Source organism: Caballeronia eucalypticola (assembly GCF_047608185.1).
Classification (GTDB): domain Bacteria; phylum Pseudomonadota; class Gammaproteobacteria; order Burkholderiales; family Burkholderiaceae; genus Caballeronia.
Window position 1 is genome coordinate 48093 of the sequence record NZ_JBLKRU010000031.1, and the last position, 19130, is coordinate 67222.

Sequence of the window (19130 nt, forward strand, 5' to 3'; positions counted from 1 at the left end):
GGACTAACCTTTGACCGCACCGGAAGCAATGCCGCGGACGAACCAGCGACCCGAAACGAAATAGATGGCAAGCGGCACCATGGACGTAAGAATAGTCGCCGCCATGTTAACGTTATAGAGACGCTCACCCGTTGTCGTATTGATAATATTGTTCAGTTGTACTGTCATCGGCAGATTATTCGTGCCCGCGAAAACAAGCCCCAAAATGAAGTCGTTCCAGATACCGGTGACCTGCATGATGATCGCGACCACAATGATCGGCGTGGACATGGGCACCATCAGTTGCAAGAAGATGCGCCAGAATCCGCCGCCATCCACGCGCGCCGCCTGAAAAAGTTCATGCGGCAGCGCTGCATAATAATTGCGGAACAACAGGGTCATCACCGGCATGCCGAAAATGGTGTGGATCACCACAATGCCCGGCAACGAGCTGAACAAATGCACCGTTGCAAGTACCCGCACGAGCGGATAGACCATCACCTGCACGGGGATGAACGCGCCCACGAGCAAGATTGCAAACAGCGTAGTGGCGCCGCGCGGCTTCCAGAACGACAAGGCGTAGCCGTTGACCGCGCCGACCAGAATGGAGAGGACCGTACTCGGCACCACAATGCGCACCGAGTTCCAGAAGCCAACCTGAATGCCCTGGCAATCCAGTCCCGTACATGCCGAATGCCACGCAATCTTCCATGCGTCGAGCGTGAAATGCATCGGCAGCGACAGGATATTGCCGAGACGAATTTCCGTCATCGGCTTCAGCGACGTGACGATCATCACGTACAACGGCAGCAGGAAGAACAGCGCCGAGGTCAGTAAGAACGCGTACACGCCCAGGCGCGCGGGCGTTACGCGCGACCTGCGTTTTAACGGAGGACGTGGCGCGTTCATCGGGAATCCCTGAGCCGCAGGGCTCGGCTGCGAATATAAAAGACCGGCGCAAGGATCGCGAGCACGGTAATGAGAAGAACAATGGATGCCGCCGACGCCAGTCCAAGATTCGCGCGTCCGAACAGATAATCCATGATGAACTTCGCGGGCACTTCGCTCGCCGTGCCGGGACCGCCTTGCGTCATGGCGACCACCGCATCGTAGAGTTTGATGACCATCACGAACAGCAGGATAAAAGCCGTTGAAATAGACGCGCCGAGCATGGGGACGACAATGCTGACATACACACGCCAGCGCGGAATGCCGTCTATGCGCGCCGCCTTCCAGATCTCTTCATCAATGCCACGCAACCCCGCAAGCAACAGCGCCATCACGAGCCCCGACGCCTGCCAGACCGTTGCTATCACCAGTGTGTAGATCACGCGATCCTGATCGACGATCCAGTCGAAGCGTGCATGCGTGAAACCGATCCGGTGCAGCACCTCCTGAATGCCCAGTTCCGGATTCAGGATCCACTGCCACACGAGACCTGTTGCGACGAATGACATCGCGTACGGGTACAAGAAGACCGTGCGCAGCGCGCCCTCCGCCATCACCTTCTGGTCGATGAACACCGCCAGCAGCAATCCAATCGCGAGGCATATGACGATGAACAAAACCCCGTAGATCACGATGTTTTGCAGCGACAGCATCCACCGGTCGTTATTGAAAAGACGCACGTATTGCGACACGCCCGCAAAACTATTCGACGCGAATGTGCGCGAGTTCGTGAACGACGTGCGCAAGCTCCATAACATTGTGCCGAGATAAGCAAACACTACTGTGAGCGCCATCGGCAGCAACGCAATGTAAGCTGCCAGCGCAAACCGCTTCCTCAGCGGTTTGCGCTTCGCGTGACCGGCCGGAGCGCGCAGGGTTTTGCCGGCGGGCGTCGTCACCATCAGCTCTTGAGCCCGCTGGCGAAGGCCTTTTGTGCATCCTCCACCGACTGGTTCTTGTTCCAGAAGTTGGTGATCACATCTTGCAACGCGCCATTGATATCAGGCGGCGTCAGCATCTCCGGATTCGGCAACTGCCGCGACTTGTCTTTCATGATCGCGATGCCCTCCTTCGCGCACATGTCGAGACTCGAATCATCGATGTCCGAGCGAATCGGAATCGAACCTTTCTTCGCGCTGAACGCAACCTGCGCAGTCGGCGATGTCATGACCGTCGCCAACAGTTTTTGCGCCTTGACCGCGTTGGCATCGTCGGTCTTCGGGAAGACGAACGCGTCGCCTGCCACCAGATACGGCGAATGCGGACCGAAGCCCGGGAAGCAGCCAAAGTCCTTGCCCGCCGATTGATTGGCCGCGACGAACTCGCCCTTTGCCCAGTCGCCCATGATCTGCACGCCGGCCTTGCCGGAGATCACCAGCGCGGTAGCGTCGTTCCAGTTTCGGCCCGGTGAGCCCGGATCAATATAGTTATGCAGGCGCTTGAACTGCGTCAGCACCTTCTTGAACGCGTCGGACTTGACCGCGTTCACATCGCGATCGCGATAGACCTTCAAATAAAGGTCCGGGCCGCCAACATCGGCGAACACGGCGTCGAACGTAATCTTTTCCTGCCAGGCCTGACCGCCGAGCGCCAGCGGAATCACGCCCGCCGCTTTCAACTTGTCGAGATCCGCGATGAATTCATCGTAGCTGGCCGGCTCTTTCGTGATGCCGGCTTTCTGAAACGCCGGCTTCGAGTAGAAGAACCACGCCGGCATGTGGATGTCCACGGGCGCCGCGTAGTAATGCCCGCCCGACTTGATGCTTTCAATGATCGACGCCGGGAATATCTTGTCCCAGTTCTCCTTGGCCGCGACATCATCCACATTGTTCAGGAGTCCCTGATCAATGATGTCGTGGAATTGCTTCGACGTATTGAACTGCGCAGCGGTCGGCGGATCTCCGCCCATGATGCGGTTGATCGCCGTGGAACGCGCCTGGTCAGCGCCGGCCACGGCCTGGTCGATCCACAAGCCACCGGCCTTGTTATAGGCATCGGCGAACTGCTTGATGGCCGCTGATTCGCCACCCGATGTCCACCAGTGGATCACGGTCGCCTTCAGCGGATCCGCGTGTGCTGCGCTCATCGCCGCGACGGCTGCAACGACACTGACCACCAGTTTTTTCATGCTGTTCATTGAGTCTCCTCCGGGCTATATCTTCTATTTGGCCCTGCAATTGACACACTCAAACACAGGGCCAACGACTTCGGCATTGAAAATCGAACTGCGGGTCAGGCGTTTGCGTTGCGTTCCTCAAGGAATTTCGCGACCAGTTCAGCACTGTGTTTCATGGTGCGTTTCTGCGTCTTGTAGTCGACATGAAACACGCCGAAGCGACGTTCATAACCAAACGCCCATTCGAAGTTATCCATCAGTGACCAGATGAAATATCCGCGTATGTCGACACCGGCGTTGATCGCGCTGTCCACGGCGGCAAGATGGCGCTTGAGGAACGAGATGCGCTGTGCATCGTCGACGCGTCCGTCGACCACCTTGTCATCCGACGCCATGCCGTTTTCAGTGATATAGATCGGCGGCAGCGATGCATAGGTCTTGTTGAATCCGATCAGCAAGTCGCGCAAGCCATCGGGATGAATCTCCCAGCCCATCTGCGTGCGCTCGACGTCCGGCAGCGGCACCTCGGTAAAGCCATGCGCGCCGTCGCTTTTCACGTTGGTACGGAAATAATAGTTGATCCCGAGGAAGTCGAGCGGCGTGCCGATGGTTTCCATATCGCCGTCGAGCACCAACGGTTCGGTGCCCGGCCAGAGTTCAAAAAGGTCCTTGGGATAGGCCTTTTTCAACAATGGGTCGAGTATCCACGCGTTGTGCTGGACTTCAAAAAGATGCGCGGCGCGCACGTCGGCTTCGCTGTTGGTATCGGCGGTACCGCGGCCAACATTCGCCACAATGCCCTTGAGCGACGCCGGATCGTTCGCGCGCAAGACCGGCACGGCCGTACCGTGCGCGAGCAGCAGGTGATGCATGGCTTGCGTCGCAAAGCGGTCGTTTGCCAGACCCGGCGCATGATGGCCGTTGCCGTAACCGAGGTACGCGGAGCACCAGGGTTCGTTGAGCGTGGCCCAGGCATCGACCTGACCGCTCAGTTCGCGACTCATCAGGTCGGCGTAATCGGCGAACCGATACGCTGTGTCGCGATTCAGCCAGCCGCCGCGATCTTCCAGATGTTGCGGCAGGTCCCAGTGATACAGCGTGACGAAGGTCTTGAGCCCCTTCTCTTTCAACCGCCCGATCAGGCGCTTGTAAAAGTCGATTCCTTTCTGGTTCGGACGCCCCGCTTCATCCATCACGCGCGGCCATGCAATGGATAGCCGGTACCCATCCACGTTAAGCGCGGACAGCAAGTCAAGGTCCGATTCCCACCGATGATAATGATCGCAAGCGACCTCGCCGGTGTCGCCGGCCAGCACTTTGCCGGGCGTGGCCGAGAACGTGTCCCAGATGGACGGGAGCCGGCCGTCTTCGTTGACGGCGCCTTCTATCTGATAGGACGCGGTGGCTGCGCCGAGCAGAAAATCCCGGCGCCAGAGGGCTGAATCGGATGGTGGGGAAAACGGATCGCTGGAAACAACGGATGCGTCGAGTGCCACGAAAACTCCTGTTTAGCGTTGGAGTGGAAGCGCTTCCACAAATGCCTGCGAACGATAGCAGCGCCGAATTGGCGCGGACAATCCGGGTTTGTATGGAGAGGGTTTGGAAGGAAGGCTAGGAGTTGCCGCGCCAATCGCGCAACTTTGGATGGTGCTAAATCAAGTCACTTCCAACTATGGCGAGTGCCGTGTCGGTCAGCGAACGTCTTGGCGGGGGCGATTGCAACACGCAACCGCGAAGCGCCGCTGCCAGCGGCACTGTACTTACGCATTCCGTCAGAGCAAGTAAGGAACACGAACCCCTGGTTGATCAGCCGGAAAATCCTTGGTGTTGCGCGAGACCAGCAAAAGCGAATGCGCTTGAGCCGATGCCCAAACAATTGCGTCAGGGAGCTTGATCCGATACTGCTTACGGATGTCGACCGCTCTGGCGGCAATCGATTCATCAATGGAAATAATGCGAAATGTGTCAAGCCAGGCGCGAAGTAGTTGCTCATCGTCGGGCGTCGCGCCCACCATGATCTCCATCCACGTAATCAGGCTGATCGCACAAGATTCGTAACGGGTCATCTCGACTTTTGCGGCTTCGACCTTGGTCAAATAGTCGATGAGGATACAGGTGTCAAACAGCGCGCTTACCATTCAGAGCGCAACGTATCTTGGTAGTCCAAACCATCGATATCCTTGTCTTTCCACAACCCGAATATGTCGACGCCAAGAACAGGTTTGCGCTGCGCTATATATCCGTCAAGCGCGTCGCGAATCACGGCCGCCCGCGATCGCTTGTCAGCGTCGGCAATCAGCATCAAATCGCTAAGTTGAGAATCGGGTACGTCGACAAGAATACGCGTCATGGCACCCTCCATATATGATATACATATAGTATATCACTCTAATCAAAGAGGCAACGACGGGCTGTATTCACGTGGAAGGCCTCGGCGTGGCGCTGCGTTATCCACACGGGATCCGAGCCACAAAACACGTCCCCATCGCCGCCGATGAACTCACGCTCAACGTACCGCCGTGCGCTCCGACGATCTGCGAGCAGATATAGAGTCCCAGTCCAAGCCCGCCGCCCGGCTGGCTGGTTGCCGGCCGCCAATACGGTTCGAACACCTGATCCAGGTCCTGGGGCGCGATCGGTCTACCCAGATTGACGACGGAGATCGCCAGTTCACCCGCGTCCACCGATATCTGGACCCGCACGGGTTGATCCGGCGAGCCGTGCGTCAATGCGTTAGCCAGCAGGTTCGACAGCAATTGCTGGATGCGCCCCCGGTCGCAGTGAACGCGGCCTTCCACCGCAATCTGTTCCAGGACAACACGCCCCGGATTCGCATCGCGCAATTCCGTGACCACGTGGTGCAGCGAGTCGGCGAGATCATCGACTGGAGACAGCGACACGCCCATGCCCGCGCCAAGCCGGCCGCGGGCGAAGTCGAGGACATCATCGATTAGCCGCGACATGCGCCGCGTGGTCGCCCGCAAGCGCGTGCCGATGGTCACCAGTTCCGGCTCGGTGCTACGTCGCGTCAGCCATTCCGCGGTGGCGCCCACGGCGGCAAGCGGATTGCGCAGGTCGTGCCCGAGCACGGCGATGAACTGCTCGCGCAACTCGGCGGTCGTCCGCTCGTTGAGCAGCGCGGCTTCCGTCTCCGAGCGCTCGTTCTCGCTCTCCAGCTGCAGTGCGATCAGTTCCGAGAAGAGCGTGAACATGGTGAGGGTGCGCGCATCCGAGATCATTGCCGGACGCGGATCGATGGCGCACAGGTTGCCGAAGTACTCGCCGTTGGGCAGGATGATCGGCACTGAGATATAACTCTCGATATTGTAAATACGGGGCGTATGGTGTTCGCGGTAGACCGGATCGGTGCTCGCATGGTCGATAACAACCGGCCGGCGCATGGCGCGAGCCTCGCTGCACAGCGTGGTGTGGACATCGAGCCGGCCACCGGGCAACAGTCCGAACTGGATGTCGTCCTGCACAGCACAGGCGGTCCAGGTTCCCTCGGTGACGCGCGCCACCGCCGCGAAGCCGAGGCCGGTGTTTTTGCAGATCACGCGCAGCATGGACGGAACGGCGCCGATCCGGCCGATAGTGGCCACGTCGCGCGCAATCGCTTCATCGCTGTCGTCCATGGTGACCTGCAAAGCGCCAGAAACAGGGTTCAAAATACTACCTCTCAGTACTCGATATTTTTGTTCGATGCCGCGCTCAATTGTACGGGTCAGATTGCTCGCGCCAAAGATTCAAAAATGGAGGCCTGTTTCCGGAGATCGGCGATTCGAATTGATTCCGATCCTCTGGATTGCATAGAGCGTACCGCGATGCCAAGATGCGCTGTCGCCTCGCTGTTGGCACACTGTCGCCATTGACCAACTGGCGCAGATATCGAGCCCGGGGTCGTGGTGCCTTCCTCGCTGGTGTCTTCTGTTAAACCTTACAAAGAAAAACGATGACTGGAGCAGTGCTTTCAAAATCGCCAACGGGCATTTCAGGCTTCGACGACGTCACCCTTGGCGGCTTGCCATCGGGCCGCCCGACCCTGATGTGCGGGGCGGCGGGATGCGGCAAGACCTTGTTCGCCATGACCTTCCTCGTGGAAGGCGTACTGAAGTACGGTGAACCCGGGGTGCTCTTGAGCTTCGAGGAATCGGCGGAGGACCTGGCGGCAAACGTGGCGTCGCTCGGCTACGACGTGATGTCGCTGATCGACCAGAAGAAGCTCGCCATCGATCACGTCAAGATCGACCCGGCGGGAATGGAAGACACCGGCGAATACGACCTCGAAGGCCTGTTCGTGCGGCTCGATTACGCCATCAAGAGCGTGAACGCAAAGCGCGTCGTGCTCGATACGCTCGAGGCATTGTTCGCCAGTTTCCCCGACGCCGTCCTGCTGCGCGCCGAGTTGCGTCGCCTGTTCGACTGGCTGAAGGAGCGCGGCGTAACAGCCATCGTGACCGCGGAGCGCGGCACCGGCGACGGCAACCAGCTGACGCGGCACGGCATTGAGGAATACGTCTCCGACTGCGTGATCCTCCTCGACAACCGGGTCGAAAACCAGGTCACGACGCGCCGCATGAGGATCGTTAAATATCGGGGCTCGGCGCATGGGACCAACGAATACCCGTTCCTCATCGATACCACCGGCATCAGCGTCCTCCCCGTTACATCAGCGGGCCTGGCGCATCTGACGTCGAGCGAAGTCATCTCCACCGGCATTGCCGATCTCGACGCCATGTTGGGCGTGGGCGGATATTTCGTCGGCTCCAGCGTGCTCGTGTCGGGCCTCGCGGGAACGGGCAAAACGACCTTTGCCGCTAAATTTGTTGAGGCCCGGTGCAACCTTGGCGAACGCACGCTGTGGTTCGCCTTCGAAGAGTCGCCCGAGCAGATTTTGCGCAACATGCGCTCAGTGGGCGTGGATCTTGCGCACCATTTGGGGAGCGTGCTCAGTATCGAATCAGCACGGCCCAGTTTCTTCGGGCTGGAAATGCACTTGGCGCGGATGGTCCGCGACATTGACCTGTTCAAGCCGACCGCTGTGGTGATCGATCCAATCTCCTCACTGCGCGGCGTGGAGTCCGAAGTGCACGCCACGCTGTTGCGGCTCGTCGACCTCCTCAAATCGCGCGGCATTACGGCAGTTTTTACAAGTCTTAGCAGCATCGACCAGGCGTCCAGCATAAATGACCGCAGCATCTCGTCACTCATGGATACCTGGATTTCGCTCTCGCATATTGAAACGAACGGCGAGCGCAACCGGCTTGTCTACGTGCTGAAATCGCGCGGCATGGATCACTCGAACCAGGTCCGCGAATATCAGATCAGCAATGGAGGAATCGCCATGGTGCCCGCGTACATAGGCGCAGGCGGCGTGCTCACCGGGACCGCGCGGCTGGCGCAGGAGGCGCAGGAACGCGACGAATACGCCGCGCGCAACGAACTCGTGATGCAGAAGAAACGCGACCTCGCGCGGCGCCGCAAAGCGGTCGAGCAGCAGGTCGCCGAACTACAGTCGGCGCTCGATGCTGAAGCGTCGGACCTCGATGCGCTCATCGAACAAAGCGAAGAGCATAAGCGCCTTCATGAAGCCGACCGTACCCGGATGGCGCAACTGCGGCGATCCAAAGAATGATCGAACACGATTCGTCCACGCCAGCGCAAAACGAAGCGGACATGGCGGAATTGCCCCTCGCCGCCGACCTGCCCGTTTCGGCTGCTTCGGCTGTCCCGGCCGCATATTCGCTGCGCTTGTATGTAGCGGGGGAAACGCCGAAATCGATGGCCGCGATCCGCAACCTGCGTGCGCTCTGCGCCACGCACCTGGCCGGCCAGTATTCGATCGAAGTCATCGATCTGCGCGTCAATCCGCAACTTGCAGTCGAGGACCAGATTCTCGCGATTCCAACCGTCGTGCGGCATCTGCCCTCGCCGCTCAGGAAAGTGATCGGCGATTTGTCGGATACCGAGCGCGTGCTGGTCGGTCTCGACATCCGGCAGAGGGCCCCTTCGTGAGTGCCCTGCCCGTCGAAGCCGACGGCGGAGGTGGCGGGGGCATGGGATATGTCACACCGCCCCCGGCGCAATCGGACATGCTTGTACTGCGCCTGTACGTGACCGGCAATACGCTGCGCTCCACGCGCGCCGTGGACAACGCGCGGCGCCTGCTGGAAACGTACGCGGCGGGTCGCTTCGAGCTTGAAGTAATCGATATCTACCTGCATCCGGAAGCCGCGATCGCAGCGCAGATCATTGCCGCGCCGACGCTCGTCAAACTCCGTCCGGGGCGGTTGCGCAGGGTGATCGGTGACCTGTCGGATTCGAACAAGGTGCTGGCTGCACTCGGCGTGGTGGTGTCGAACGTAGCCGACGGTTCGTCCTCAAGTTCATCCTCCACCGCGCCCGCGGTCGCGTCCATCAGACCCTGAAGCGTATGTCCGATCAATCCCACTCGGCATCACTGGAAACCGCATCCATCGAGGAGCTGCGCGAGCGGCTGCGTGAAGCGGAAGATACCCTCGACGCAATCCGCAGCGGCGCGGTGGACGCGGTGGTAGTCGGCAGCGATGACGACCGCCGCATCTATACGCTCGAGAGCGCGGACCGGCCGTATCGCGTGCTCGTGGAGCAGATGCAGGAAGGCGCGGTGATGCTTTCCGCCGACGGCACCATTCTCTACGCCAACGAACGTGCCGGGCAGTTGCTCGGCGCTCAGGTCGAGCACGTGGTTGGATCGGCGTTCAGCGTTTTTGTGCTCGATAGCCAGCACGCGCGGCTGCAGGCGTTGATCCGCGAAAGCACGACCGGCACTGCCCGCGATGAACTGACGGTGTTATCGGCCGATGGGGAAACACCCGTCTATTGCAGCTTAAAGGCGCTCGAAGCCGAGCGCGACCAGGACCGCCTGATCTGCGGCGTCATCTCCGATCTCTCGCAGCAACGGCAGATGGAAGCCCGCCTGCATCAGGCGCAAAAGATGGAAGCGGTGGGTCAGTTGACCGGCGGCCTGGCCCACGATTTCAACAACCTGCTGCAAGCCATTCACGGCAACCTGGAACTCGTGAAGCGCTCGCCGTCAGACCCTGAACGCGTACTGCGCTGGACCGGCAATGCCATTCGGGCCGTCAGCCGCGGCGCCAAGCTTACCGCGCAGTTGCTGGCCTTTTCGCGCTCGCAGAAACTCGAATTGAAACCGGTTGGACTGGCGCAGCTCGTGCACGGCATGGCCGATTTGTTCGACCGCACGCTGGGCGCCGGGATCGACTTGCGGCTGGAACTTGGCGACGACGACGCCCTGGTCGTGGCGGATGCAACCCAGCTCGAACTCGCGTTGCTCAACCTGGCAATCAACGCGCGGGACGCGATGCCCACCGGCGGCATGCTGCGCATCAGCACGTTAGCGTGGACGATCACGGACGACGCCGATCTCGCCGATGGCGACTACGTGGAACTGAGCGTCGCCGATACAGGCACCGGCATGCCCCCCGATGTCGCGGCCCGCGCGTTCGAGCCGTTTTTCACCACCAAGGAACTGGGCGCGGGAACCGGTCTTGGTCTCGCGCAGGTGTATGGAATCTGCCAGCAGGCGGGCGGCCATGCGCAGATCGAGAGCAGTCCGCGCGGCACCCGGGTGTCTCTGTTTCTGAAGCGTTCACCCGCTTCAGCCGCCGCACCGGACCCGTCGGCAGCGGCGATTGTCAAGGCGAGTGACCGGGGCGCGCCCCGGATCCTGGTCGTCGATGACGATCCGGATGTTCGTACGTTCATGGTGGAAACGCTGGTCGCGCTGGGGTATCGCGTGGACTCAGCGGCAGGCGGACGCGCGGCGCTCCATATGATGGCGAGCGATCCACCGGACTTGCTGGTGTTGGACTTCGCGATGCCGCATCTCGATGGCGCAGCGGTCGCGAAACTGGCGAGGTCTCAGGGGATGCATATGCCCATTGTCTTCGCGAGCGGTTACGCGGACAGCTCCGCCCTCGACGCCGCGATGGGCAACAATATCTCGCTGCTTCGGAAACCGTTTTCGATCGGGAATTTGTCGGCGGTTGTTGCGGCGGCGCTGGCGTGAGGCGTTGCCAGTAGCTGGGCACCTACGCTACTGACAGAAACTGGCAGCAGTCAAGCTTACGATGGGTTCGACTTCAGCACCGGCGGATAACTCCGGTTTCCTCGACCCTTCGCGAGCAAACACCATGACCGATCCGAACTTCATCATCCTGTACGTGGACAACCCCTCCGTCAGCGCCGATTTTTACACTGACTTGCTCGGCAAAAAACCCGTCGAGTCTTCGCCGACGTTCGCCATGTTCATCCTGGAGTCGGGTCTCAAGCTGGGATTGTGGTCAAGGCACACGGTCGAACCCGCGTCGCCTGCGGCAGCAGGCGGCGGTGGTGAACTCGGATTCCCGGTGCCTGACAACGACACCGTGCACAGTCTCTTCGCCGATTGGGGCAAGCGCGGACTGGAAATCATCCAGCGGCCGACGGAAATGGATTTCGGATTTACCTTCGTCGCGCTGGATCCCGACGGTCATCGTCTGCGCGTTTTTGCGCCGTCCGGGCAGTAAAACCCCGTCCAGGCGACAGCGCATTGCAAACGGACGGATGGACGGTGCCTACCACCTGCTCAACGGCGTGATGGCTTTGGCCGATTTAGCCACGATGCGCATGTGCGGATCGGTTTCATCGGAGTGGCTGTCCCCTCTGCGCCGCGCGTGGTCGAGTTCTTCCGCCAGCCGTTTCGCTTCCCAGTCGCGCTGCCACGCCTCGGCATTGTTCCGGCGCTCGATCGCGCGCCGCGCCTCGTCTTCGCTATCGATCCACGCCGCGAAGATCGAAAATGCGCGTTCGATCGCTTCGTATTTTTCTGCCGGGCCAGTCACCGAAAACAGCAGGCGGTCACCCCGGCCCGCGTGTTTCCAGTACACGGCAATTTCACGTTCGCCAGTCGGCGCGGTGCTTGCGCGCGATCGAGTATCAGCATCGATACCAGCGTTGGACGAGGACCCCGTCGCCTCGCCAGCCCATCGCTCTGAAATCCCGGACGTCGTGCCGGGGCTCCCGGCGTTCGGCTCAGACTGAGGCTCAACCGTCAGCACCCCGAACGGCCATTCGAAACGGCCGGCGCGCAAGCGTTGAAACTCGCCGGGGGCATCGGTCGATACAAAGCGCTTCGCCACTCTCTTGACCGTGAGCGTTCGTGACACACGCTGCAAGGTGAGATCGACACCGCCGCCCGCCACGCGGATATGGCCCTCGTCTTCGCGAATCTCGGCCTCGCATTGCGCCGATGCATACGACACCCGCCTGCCTTCACGATAACCGTGGAGCCAGAGCGCGACGATCACCGCAAGCGATACCGCGACCTGCGCACTCGACTGCGGCGTGGAGGTGAAACCGACATAAAACGCGACGGCTGCCGCGCCGAATACCAGCGTCTTGACGATACGTCCAAAGAAAGTTTCAGCCTGGAACAATGCAAACAGCCACATGAGTTTTCCCGAGGTCACATTATTTTTGGTTTAGGGTCGAACACGCGGCGGGTTGCATGTCGCTGACATCTCCCGCATCGCGTGTTTCGCCTTGAAGCGTCCTGGAGACGCTTTCACTCTCAGCCGGCGATTCCTGCGTTGCTCAATACTTGGCGCGGTCTGGCCCGAACTTGCGGAAACGGGCATTGCATCGCGCGCCGTCTGCTGCCGTGTTGCCGACGGATAGTCCCGCATGAGAGCCGCCGCAGTGGCGCTTGATGTGACCGCCCAAGCGTGACGCCCCCATGTCGGCTCAATGCGAAGGGCGCCCGCAACACGCATTGGAGCGCGTGGTTTTTAGCCGAAAGCGGCCAGCGGTTTCAACATGGGTGCGCAACGCAGTGCGCGACTGCGAAAACACGGGTCTCCTTTTCACCGTTTTCCACACGGAGTCGATACCGTCCACGACGCCAGCGTGAAAGTTTGGCAATGATGCCCTCGGCGCATCCCACCTCCCTCTCATTCCGTCCGCTCGTTTCGCCCATTTCGTTCGGCCTGTCGACGAATTGTTTACCCTTTGTTACGGTCCGATTACACCCTATTTACGCAATCCTTTTTACCCTCTTTACGCGTTCAAGCGCCCAGCCCGCGGATCGTCGCAGCGGTCCTGACGCCGACGCCGCGCGCTTCCCCTCGATGGCTCGTACTACCGGCCCCGGCGCCAGCGTTGACGACGCCGCCCGCCACCGCCGCAGCTGCGCGTCGCCTGCGCGCTTCTGTCGGCGTACAGCCGAATCGCTCCTTGAACGCGCGGTTGAACGTCGACTCGCTCATGAAGCCGACCGCACAGGCAATCGCACCGATGAGCTCGCGCGCATGCAGTGGCGATTCGAGCCGGCGCATGGCTTCGTCGAGCCGGCGTGCGCGCACGTATTCAGCGACGCCGCCCATCGGTTCGAAGAGTTCGTAGAGCGCCGTTCGCGACACCTTGAGGATTTCGCGCAGCCTCGCAGGACCGAGGCTCATATCGGCCAGATTGCCTTCGATAAAACTCAGCGCCTGCGCGCGGATCACCGGCGTCAGGCGCGGATCGCCGGATTGCTCCCAGCGCTCGGCGCGCCGCAGCACGCACGCCGCGACGAAATCCAGCGTCGCTTCGCCTGCTACGCGTGCCTGCTCGTCGTCCATCGCGCTCGCGACGCTCACCAGGCTGCGCATATGCGAAGCGATCAGCAGGCCGATAGGGTCGGCAGCTTCCCACGACAAACCATGCAGGCGCAGTGCGCCGCCCGTGCGCCGGTCGATGGCCTGGCGCGGGATAGTCAGTGTCAGCATGGGCGCGTCGCGCGTGAAGCCGACGTTTTCGACGACGAGGTCGCGCACGACAACCGAGCCGAGCGACACCTCCTGGATGTCGCGGCCAAAGGTCGACAGCAGTGTGCCGTCAAGCAGGCAATGCACGAGGTAATGATCGATGCCGGACGTCGCGATCCGGCGGCGGCTGCGCTGAAATTCGACGTCTCCACCGACGACATGCGACATAAGCAGCATTGAGCCCAAAGGCCAGCTTTCCATCCGCGCGCGAAACGGCACGGGTGGATCTTTCGGCCGCTGAATCTCGAAGATCGCGTCGAGTCCTTCGCGCCAGATTTCCTCGGCGTCATTCTCGGGGAAATCGGCACTGTCGAATCTGATGGGTGTGGACATGGCGTTATTCAGCCTCCATAACAGGGTTCGACTTGATTTTCCAGCTTCGCCGGGTTCCGCTTTTGGCATTACCCGGTATCACAAAGAATTTAACGGCTTTTCAGCGATAAAACTTTAGCATGGGTATAAAACGACCCGAAGGGAACGAGGAGTTGTCGCTATATCCTGATTGGTTCTTTTACTGTCAGCGTCAAGCCGGACATCGACTTACAAGGTCCGGCAAGTGCCGGTTTGCGCTGAATCAGACGTCGAATCGGTTCAGAACTTTCATTCCACTTTCATTAATAGGGACGGATTTGTTTCGCGTTGCAGATTTAACAATGCGTTTCACCCGGGTAATGCCGGGGAGAAATGTTTAGCTAGAAAATCCAACGTTTTATCAAAAAGGTTTTTATCGTGAACCGGAGGCTTCTTCAGCGGCTGGTCAGGCTCGGCATTAATGCGGAAGCAGGCATTCTGTCAAAGCTGCGCCGGACGAGATGCCAGCGCACGCGCTCCTGCGATTGCGCATCGAGTTCAACCAGGAAGCGCGTTTTCCCCGCGATAATCGCCCCCACCGGCAAGCCATCGCAATACAACACGCGATTACCCGGCAGCGCCGGCACTTTCTCCCCGGGCAACAAAGTGCCGGCGAGATTCAACGGATCGACCGCGCTGATCGCGATAAAACTGCCGTCGGCGGCCCGGTTGCGCATCGTGCGTAACAGCGGCACGGCTTCGGGCAACGCGAACTGCTCGCCCGCCAGACCCGCCACGAATCGGCCGCCGCGAATTTCACCGCGCGCTTCCAGCCGATGAAATACCCGCAGCAAGTCGCGCCACGGCGGCAGCCAGTCGGCCTCGCGTTCGAGCAAGCGCCAGAAGATCACGCCGTATCGGCGCAACAGGGTCATCGCGACATGCTCGATTGAATCGGGGCCGGGCGCGGCGTTATTTTCAGAGCGGCGCAGCAACGCCCAACGCCCGGCGTCGTCCATCCCGCCAATGAAATGGCCGCGTCCGCCACGCCGTGGCCGCCGGCCGAAGCTGTTGCGGCGCGCGGCCGGCGCGAGCAACGCACGCAGGCCGGCGAAGCTGTCGGCGTTCACCAGTCCCAGCGACACCAGTTCGCCCAGCGCGGTTTCGAGTTCAGTCGCAAGCAGGCGAACGTCGGCGCGCAGTTCATCGAAGAACATGGCGCCGTGTTGCGTGAGCGCGTCGAAGACGAGTTGTGCACGCGATGACGGTTCGGGCGATTGCATCGATTGCATCAGCGGACTCCACGCCGCCAGGTTGCGGCGCGGCAGCAGCACGATTGGCGTGGTGCGCACTGGTCCGCCCGAGCTGCGCGAACGAGCGCCCGGACGGCTCCAGACAACCTTGCCCGAGCGGCTTAGATCGTCAAGCCAGGTCATGGAATAGGCGCTCAGGCGCGCAGGCAGGATCTCATCTTCCCATGCGACCGCAGGCGCCTCAAAACCTTCGAGTTGTTCGATCGCGAGCATCAGCGCGTCGTGGCCGTCGCCATGCGGATCGGCTTTTGAATCTGCGCTGACGTGTTGCCAGTCGAACAGGAAACGCATGAAATCCTGCAACTCGACCGGCTCGATTTCGCGCCGCAAACGCCGCACGGTGTATCGATGAATACGCGCCAGAAGATGCCGTTCGCACCATTCTTCATCGGTTGCGTTCGTCGCGCCCGGCGTGAAGCGGCCACGCATCACGTAACCTTCTGCTTCGAGACGCGTCAACGCGAGCGCTACCGGTGAAACCGGCACAGCCAAAGCGCGCGCAATAATCGGCGTGGAAAGCGGACCGAAGCCGCTCAGACGCGCGCGCACGATCTCGACGAGCGCATCGTCTTCGGACCATGTTTCGTCGAAACCCGGCAGCGGGTTCAGCGGCGGCTGCATGGGCGCGACGGGATGAACCGCGCGCAGACATGTGAGGCGCTCGACCGGCACCCACATCCCATCCGCCGATGTCACCTGCAAACGCGTCGCGCGCCCCGACGCCGCGAGCTGTTGAAGCCACGCCGGCCAACCCTCGTTCGCGTGCGATTCGGCATCAGTGATGCATGAAAGTCCTGACAACGCCTCGTGCATTTCATCGGCGTTGCGCACCGCTGGCCACGCTTCTTCACGCACGCCGGCGATTGCCACGGCGTCCAGCGCGCCCAGGTCATCGCTCGATTGCGGATCGGTCCAGCCTCGTGCCAACACGGCCCGGGTACGGCGTTCCTCGATGGGGGCATCGTCGAGAAAAGCGTAAGGACGCGCCGACAAAACCTCTGCCGCCAACGGCGACGGTGCGGGCAAATCGCGCGTGACAAGCCGTACATCGCCGCTTTCCATGCGTCTTAAAAGCGCGATCCATGCATCGCAATCCATGGCGTCGTGCAGGCAATCATCGATCGTCTGATCGACCAGCGGATGACGCGGCACGTCACGCTCGCCCACCACGTTTTCCACACATGCCACCTGATCCGGGAACACCGTTGCAAGCAGGTCCTCGCTCTTCATGCGCTGCAATTGCGGCGCGACCCGACGGCCTCCTGCATAGCGCGGCAACGCGAGCGCGTTGGTCGCGTTCCAGCGCCAGCGCACGCCGAACAGCGGCGCGTCGAGCAGCGCCTGGATCAGCATGTGTTCCGCGGTATTGGAATGGAGATATCGCCAGACTTCATCGAGCGGAAAACTATGGCTGCCCGTTAGCGACAAGATGATCGCGTCCTCGGTCGCCGCAGCCTGCAATTCGAAGTTGAACGTCCGGCAAAAACGCTTGCGCAGCGCGAGGCCCCACGCACGGTTCACGCGGCTGCCGAACGGCGAGTGAATCACGAGTTGCGTGCCGCCGGAGGCATCGAAGAAACGCTCCATGACCAGCACGTCTTGGGTTGGGAGAACAGAAAGCGCGGACCGTGAGCGCGCCAGATAGTCCACGATCTGCCGCGCCGCTTCTTCGCCGATACCCGTTTGATTGGCCAGCTTCGCGATGGTGATGTCCAGTGAAAATTCTCCCAGCCACGCGTCCACTTGCGCATGCAAACGCGCGATCGCCGCCGACAATTCATTGCTCCGTCCGGGCGCTTCACCGAGCCAAAACGGAATGTTCGGCGGCTGCCCGTGCGCGTCTTCCACGCGCACTCGCCCACCCTCCACACGCAGGATCTTGTACGGCGCATTACCGAGCTGGAACACGTCACCGGCGAGACTTTCGACCGCAAAATCCTCGTTGACCGTGCCGATCTGCAAGCCCTGCGGTTCCAGCAATACCGCGAAGTCGGCATTGTCCGGAATCGCGCCACCGGACGTCACCGCCGTCAGCCTGCCACCACGCCGGCCGCGCAAACTGTGAGCCACCACGTCCCGATGCACGTACGCCCCACGCACGCCGCGCCGGCTTGTATAACCCTCGGCGAGCATGCGCAGAACTGCGTCGTACTGCGTACGATCAATCGATGCATACGGCATTGCATGACGCACGAGTTCGAAGAGCGCGTCCTCGTTCCACTCACGGCATGACACTTCGGCGGCGATCTGCTGCGCGAGGACATCGAGCGGCGCCACGGGAACGTGCAGCATGTCGAGTTCGCCGCGCGCCACGCAATCGAGCAGCGCCGCACATTCGATGAGATCGTCGCGCGACTCCGGAAAGAGCCGCCCTTTCGGCGTGCCGCTCACCTGATGCCCCGAGCGCCCGACACGTTGCAGGAAACCGCCGATCGATCCCGGCGAACCAAGCTGACAGACCAGCTCCACATTGCCGATATCAATCCCCAGTTCCAGCGATGCCGTTGCAATCAGCACTTGCAGCTCGCCGCGTTTGAGCCGCTGCTCCGCGTCCAGCCGCTGCTCTTTCGCGAGACTGCCGTGATGCGCGGCGACCGCGGGTTTGCCAAGCCGATCAGTGAGATGGCGCGCGACCCGCTCGGCCATCCGGCGCGTATTCACGAAGACAAGCGTGGTGCGATGCTGCGCGATGAGATCGGCGAGGCGGTCATAGACACGCTCGCGCACATCGTTCGACATGATGGCTTCAAGCGGAATGGGCGGGAGTTCGAGCGCAAGATCGCGCTTCCTCACATGGCCGACATCCACGATCGAACACGCCCGGTTGCCCGTCAGGAATTGCGCGACGAGTTCGATCGGTTTTTGTGTCGCCGATAACCCGATCCGCACCGGCGCTTCGTGCCCGTGTTCAACGCACAACGCCTCCAGGCGCTCAAGGCTAAGCGCGAGATGAGCGCCGCGTTTGTTGCCCGCGACGGCATGGATTTCATCGACGATCACCGTACGCACCGTCGATAACATCGCGCGGCCGGAATCGGAGCTCAACAGCACATAAAGCGATTCCGGCGTGGTGACCAGGATATGCGGCGGGCGCTTTTTGACCGCATTGCGCTCTTGCTGCGTGGTGTCGCCGGTCCGCACGGCCGCGCGAATTTCGACGGGCGGCAAGCCCATTTGCCCAAGCTCGGTCGAGATGCCCGCAAGCGGTTCCTGCAGGTTCACGCGGATATCGTTGGAAAGCGCCTTCAGCGGCGACACATAGATCACGGTCGTCTCGTTGGGCAGCGGTTGATTGCTCGCCAGCGCTTCCCGAACCAGGTCATCGATTGCCGCAAGGAACGCCGTCAGCGTCTTGCCCGAGCCGGTTGGCGCGGCGACCAGCGTCGATTGACGGGCCTTGATCAGCGGCCACGCGCGCTTCTGCGCCTCCGTGGGCGACGGGAAATAATGGCTGAACCAAGCCGCGACGGCCGGATGGAAGCCGTCGAGCGGATTGGAAGCCGATAGTTTTGCAGCGCTCATATCGCTAGTTTATTAGCCGCCGGGAAAGCATGTTTGATCGGGTTCGGCGTAGAAGGAACGGGCACACCTTGCATCCTACCTCTCAGACAAATGATCAAATCGATCATCGAAACG

General features: G+C 61.0%; 15 protein-coding genes. 5 read left to right on the forward strand and 10 right to left on the reverse strand.

Features of this window, described 5'->3' with window-relative positions; all coding sequences use genetic code 11:
- Positions 1-3: 3 nt before the first annotated feature.
- The 7 genes from ACMX25_RS28245 to ACMX25_RS28275 all read right to left on the reverse strand — a co-directional run bounded on the left by ACMX25_RS28245 (position 4) and on the right by ACMX25_RS28275 (position 6678).
- Positions 4-888 (reverse strand): carbohydrate ABC transporter permease, encoded by an 885-nt coding sequence (locus ACMX25_RS28245; RefSeq protein ID WP_414953287.1) that lies wholly within the window; start codon positions 886-888, stop codon positions 4-6.
- Positions 885-1829 carry a carbohydrate ABC transporter permease gene (locus tag ACMX25_RS28250; RefSeq protein ID WP_414953288.1) on the reverse strand — a complete coding sequence of 315 codons (945 nt, stop codon included), beginning with the start codon at positions 1827-1829 and terminating at the stop codon, positions 885-887. Before ACMX25_RS28250 ends, ACMX25_RS28245 begins: the two co-directional genes overlap by 4 nt.
- Complete coding sequence (locus tag ACMX25_RS28255) at positions 1829-3064, reverse strand: ABC transporter substrate-binding protein (protein WP_414953289.1); 1236 nt, start codon at positions 3062-3064, stop codon at positions 1829-1831. The genes ACMX25_RS28250 and ACMX25_RS28255 overlap by 1 nt, the downstream gene beginning before the upstream one ends.
- A gap of 95 nt (positions 3065-3159) precedes the next feature.
- The gene (locus ACMX25_RS28260) at positions 3160-4539 is read right to left on the reverse strand and encodes a GH1 family beta-glucosidase (RefSeq protein WP_414953290.1); all 1380 of its coding nucleotides are present in this window, start codon (positions 4537-4539) and stop codon (positions 3160-3162) included.
- A 276-nt stretch (positions 4540-4815) separates the two neighbouring features.
- Positions 4816-5181 carry a type II toxin-antitoxin system VapC family toxin gene (locus ACMX25_RS28265; protein ID WP_414953291.1) on the reverse strand — a complete coding sequence of 122 codons (366 nt, stop codon included), beginning with the start codon at positions 5179-5181 and terminating at the stop codon, positions 4816-4818.
- Positions 5175-5393: a CopG family transcriptional regulator gene (locus tag ACMX25_RS28270; RefSeq protein WP_414953292.1), complete on the reverse strand. Its 219-nt coding sequence runs from the start codon at positions 5391-5393 to the stop codon at positions 5175-5177. The genes ACMX25_RS28265 and ACMX25_RS28270 overlap by 7 nt, the downstream gene beginning before the upstream one ends.
- Positions 5394-5490: 97 nt before the next feature.
- Positions 5491-6678 carry a GAF domain-containing sensor histidine kinase gene (locus ACMX25_RS28275; RefSeq protein ID WP_414953293.1) on the reverse strand — a complete coding sequence of 396 codons (1188 nt, stop codon included), beginning with the start codon at positions 6676-6678 and terminating at the stop codon, positions 5491-5493.
- Between the two features lie 317 nt (positions 6679-6995).
- Between ACMX25_RS28275 and kaiC the strand changes: the two genes are divergently transcribed.
- The 5 genes from kaiC to ACMX25_RS28300 all read left to right on the forward strand — a co-directional run bounded on the left by kaiC (position 6996) and on the right by ACMX25_RS28300 (position 11613).
- Positions 6996-8678 (forward strand): circadian clock protein KaiC, encoded by a 1683-nt coding sequence (gene kaiC, locus ACMX25_RS28280; protein ID WP_414953294.1) that lies wholly within the window; start codon positions 6996-6998, stop codon positions 8676-8678.
- On the forward strand, positions 8675-9058 hold the full coding sequence (locus tag ACMX25_RS28285; protein ID WP_414953295.1) for a circadian clock KaiB family protein: 384 nt from the start codon (positions 8675-8677) through the stop codon (positions 9056-9058). Before kaiC ends, ACMX25_RS28285 begins: the two co-directional genes overlap by 4 nt.
- Positions 9055-9471, forward strand: coding sequence for a circadian clock KaiB family protein (locus tag ACMX25_RS28290; protein ID WP_414953296.1), 417 nt, complete (start codon positions 9055-9057; stop codon positions 9469-9471). The genes ACMX25_RS28285 and ACMX25_RS28290 overlap by 4 nt, the downstream gene beginning before the upstream one ends.
- Positions 9472-9476: 5 nt before the next feature.
- On the forward strand, positions 9477-11114 hold the full coding sequence (locus tag ACMX25_RS28295; protein WP_414953297.1) for an ATP-binding protein: 1638 nt from the start codon (positions 9477-9479) through the stop codon (positions 11112-11114).
- A 124-nt stretch (positions 11115-11238) separates the two neighbouring features.
- Positions 11239-11613: a VOC family protein gene (locus ACMX25_RS28300; protein WP_414953298.1), complete on the forward strand. Its 375-nt coding sequence runs from the start codon at positions 11239-11241 to the stop codon at positions 11611-11613.
- A gap of 48 nt (positions 11614-11661) precedes the next feature.
- Here ACMX25_RS28300 and ACMX25_RS28305 read toward each other — a convergent pair whose 3' ends face one another.
- From ACMX25_RS28305 to ACMX25_RS28315, 3 genes are all read right to left on the reverse strand, one after another.
- The gene (locus ACMX25_RS28305; RefSeq protein ID WP_414953299.1) at positions 11662-12537 is read right to left on the reverse strand and encodes a hypothetical protein; all 876 of its coding nucleotides are present in this window, start codon (positions 12535-12537) and stop codon (positions 11662-11664) included.
- Positions 12538-13149: 612 nt separating this feature from the next.
- On the reverse strand, positions 13150-14223 hold the full coding sequence (locus ACMX25_RS28310; protein WP_414953300.1) for an AraC family transcriptional regulator: 1074 nt from the start codon (positions 14221-14223) through the stop codon (positions 13150-13152).
- A gap of 413 nt (positions 14224-14636) precedes the next feature.
- Positions 14637-19016: a DEAD/DEAH box helicase gene (locus ACMX25_RS28315; protein ID WP_414953301.1), complete on the reverse strand. Its 4380-nt coding sequence runs from the start codon at positions 19014-19016 to the stop codon at positions 14637-14639.
- Between the last annotated feature and the right edge of the window lie 114 nt (positions 19017-19130).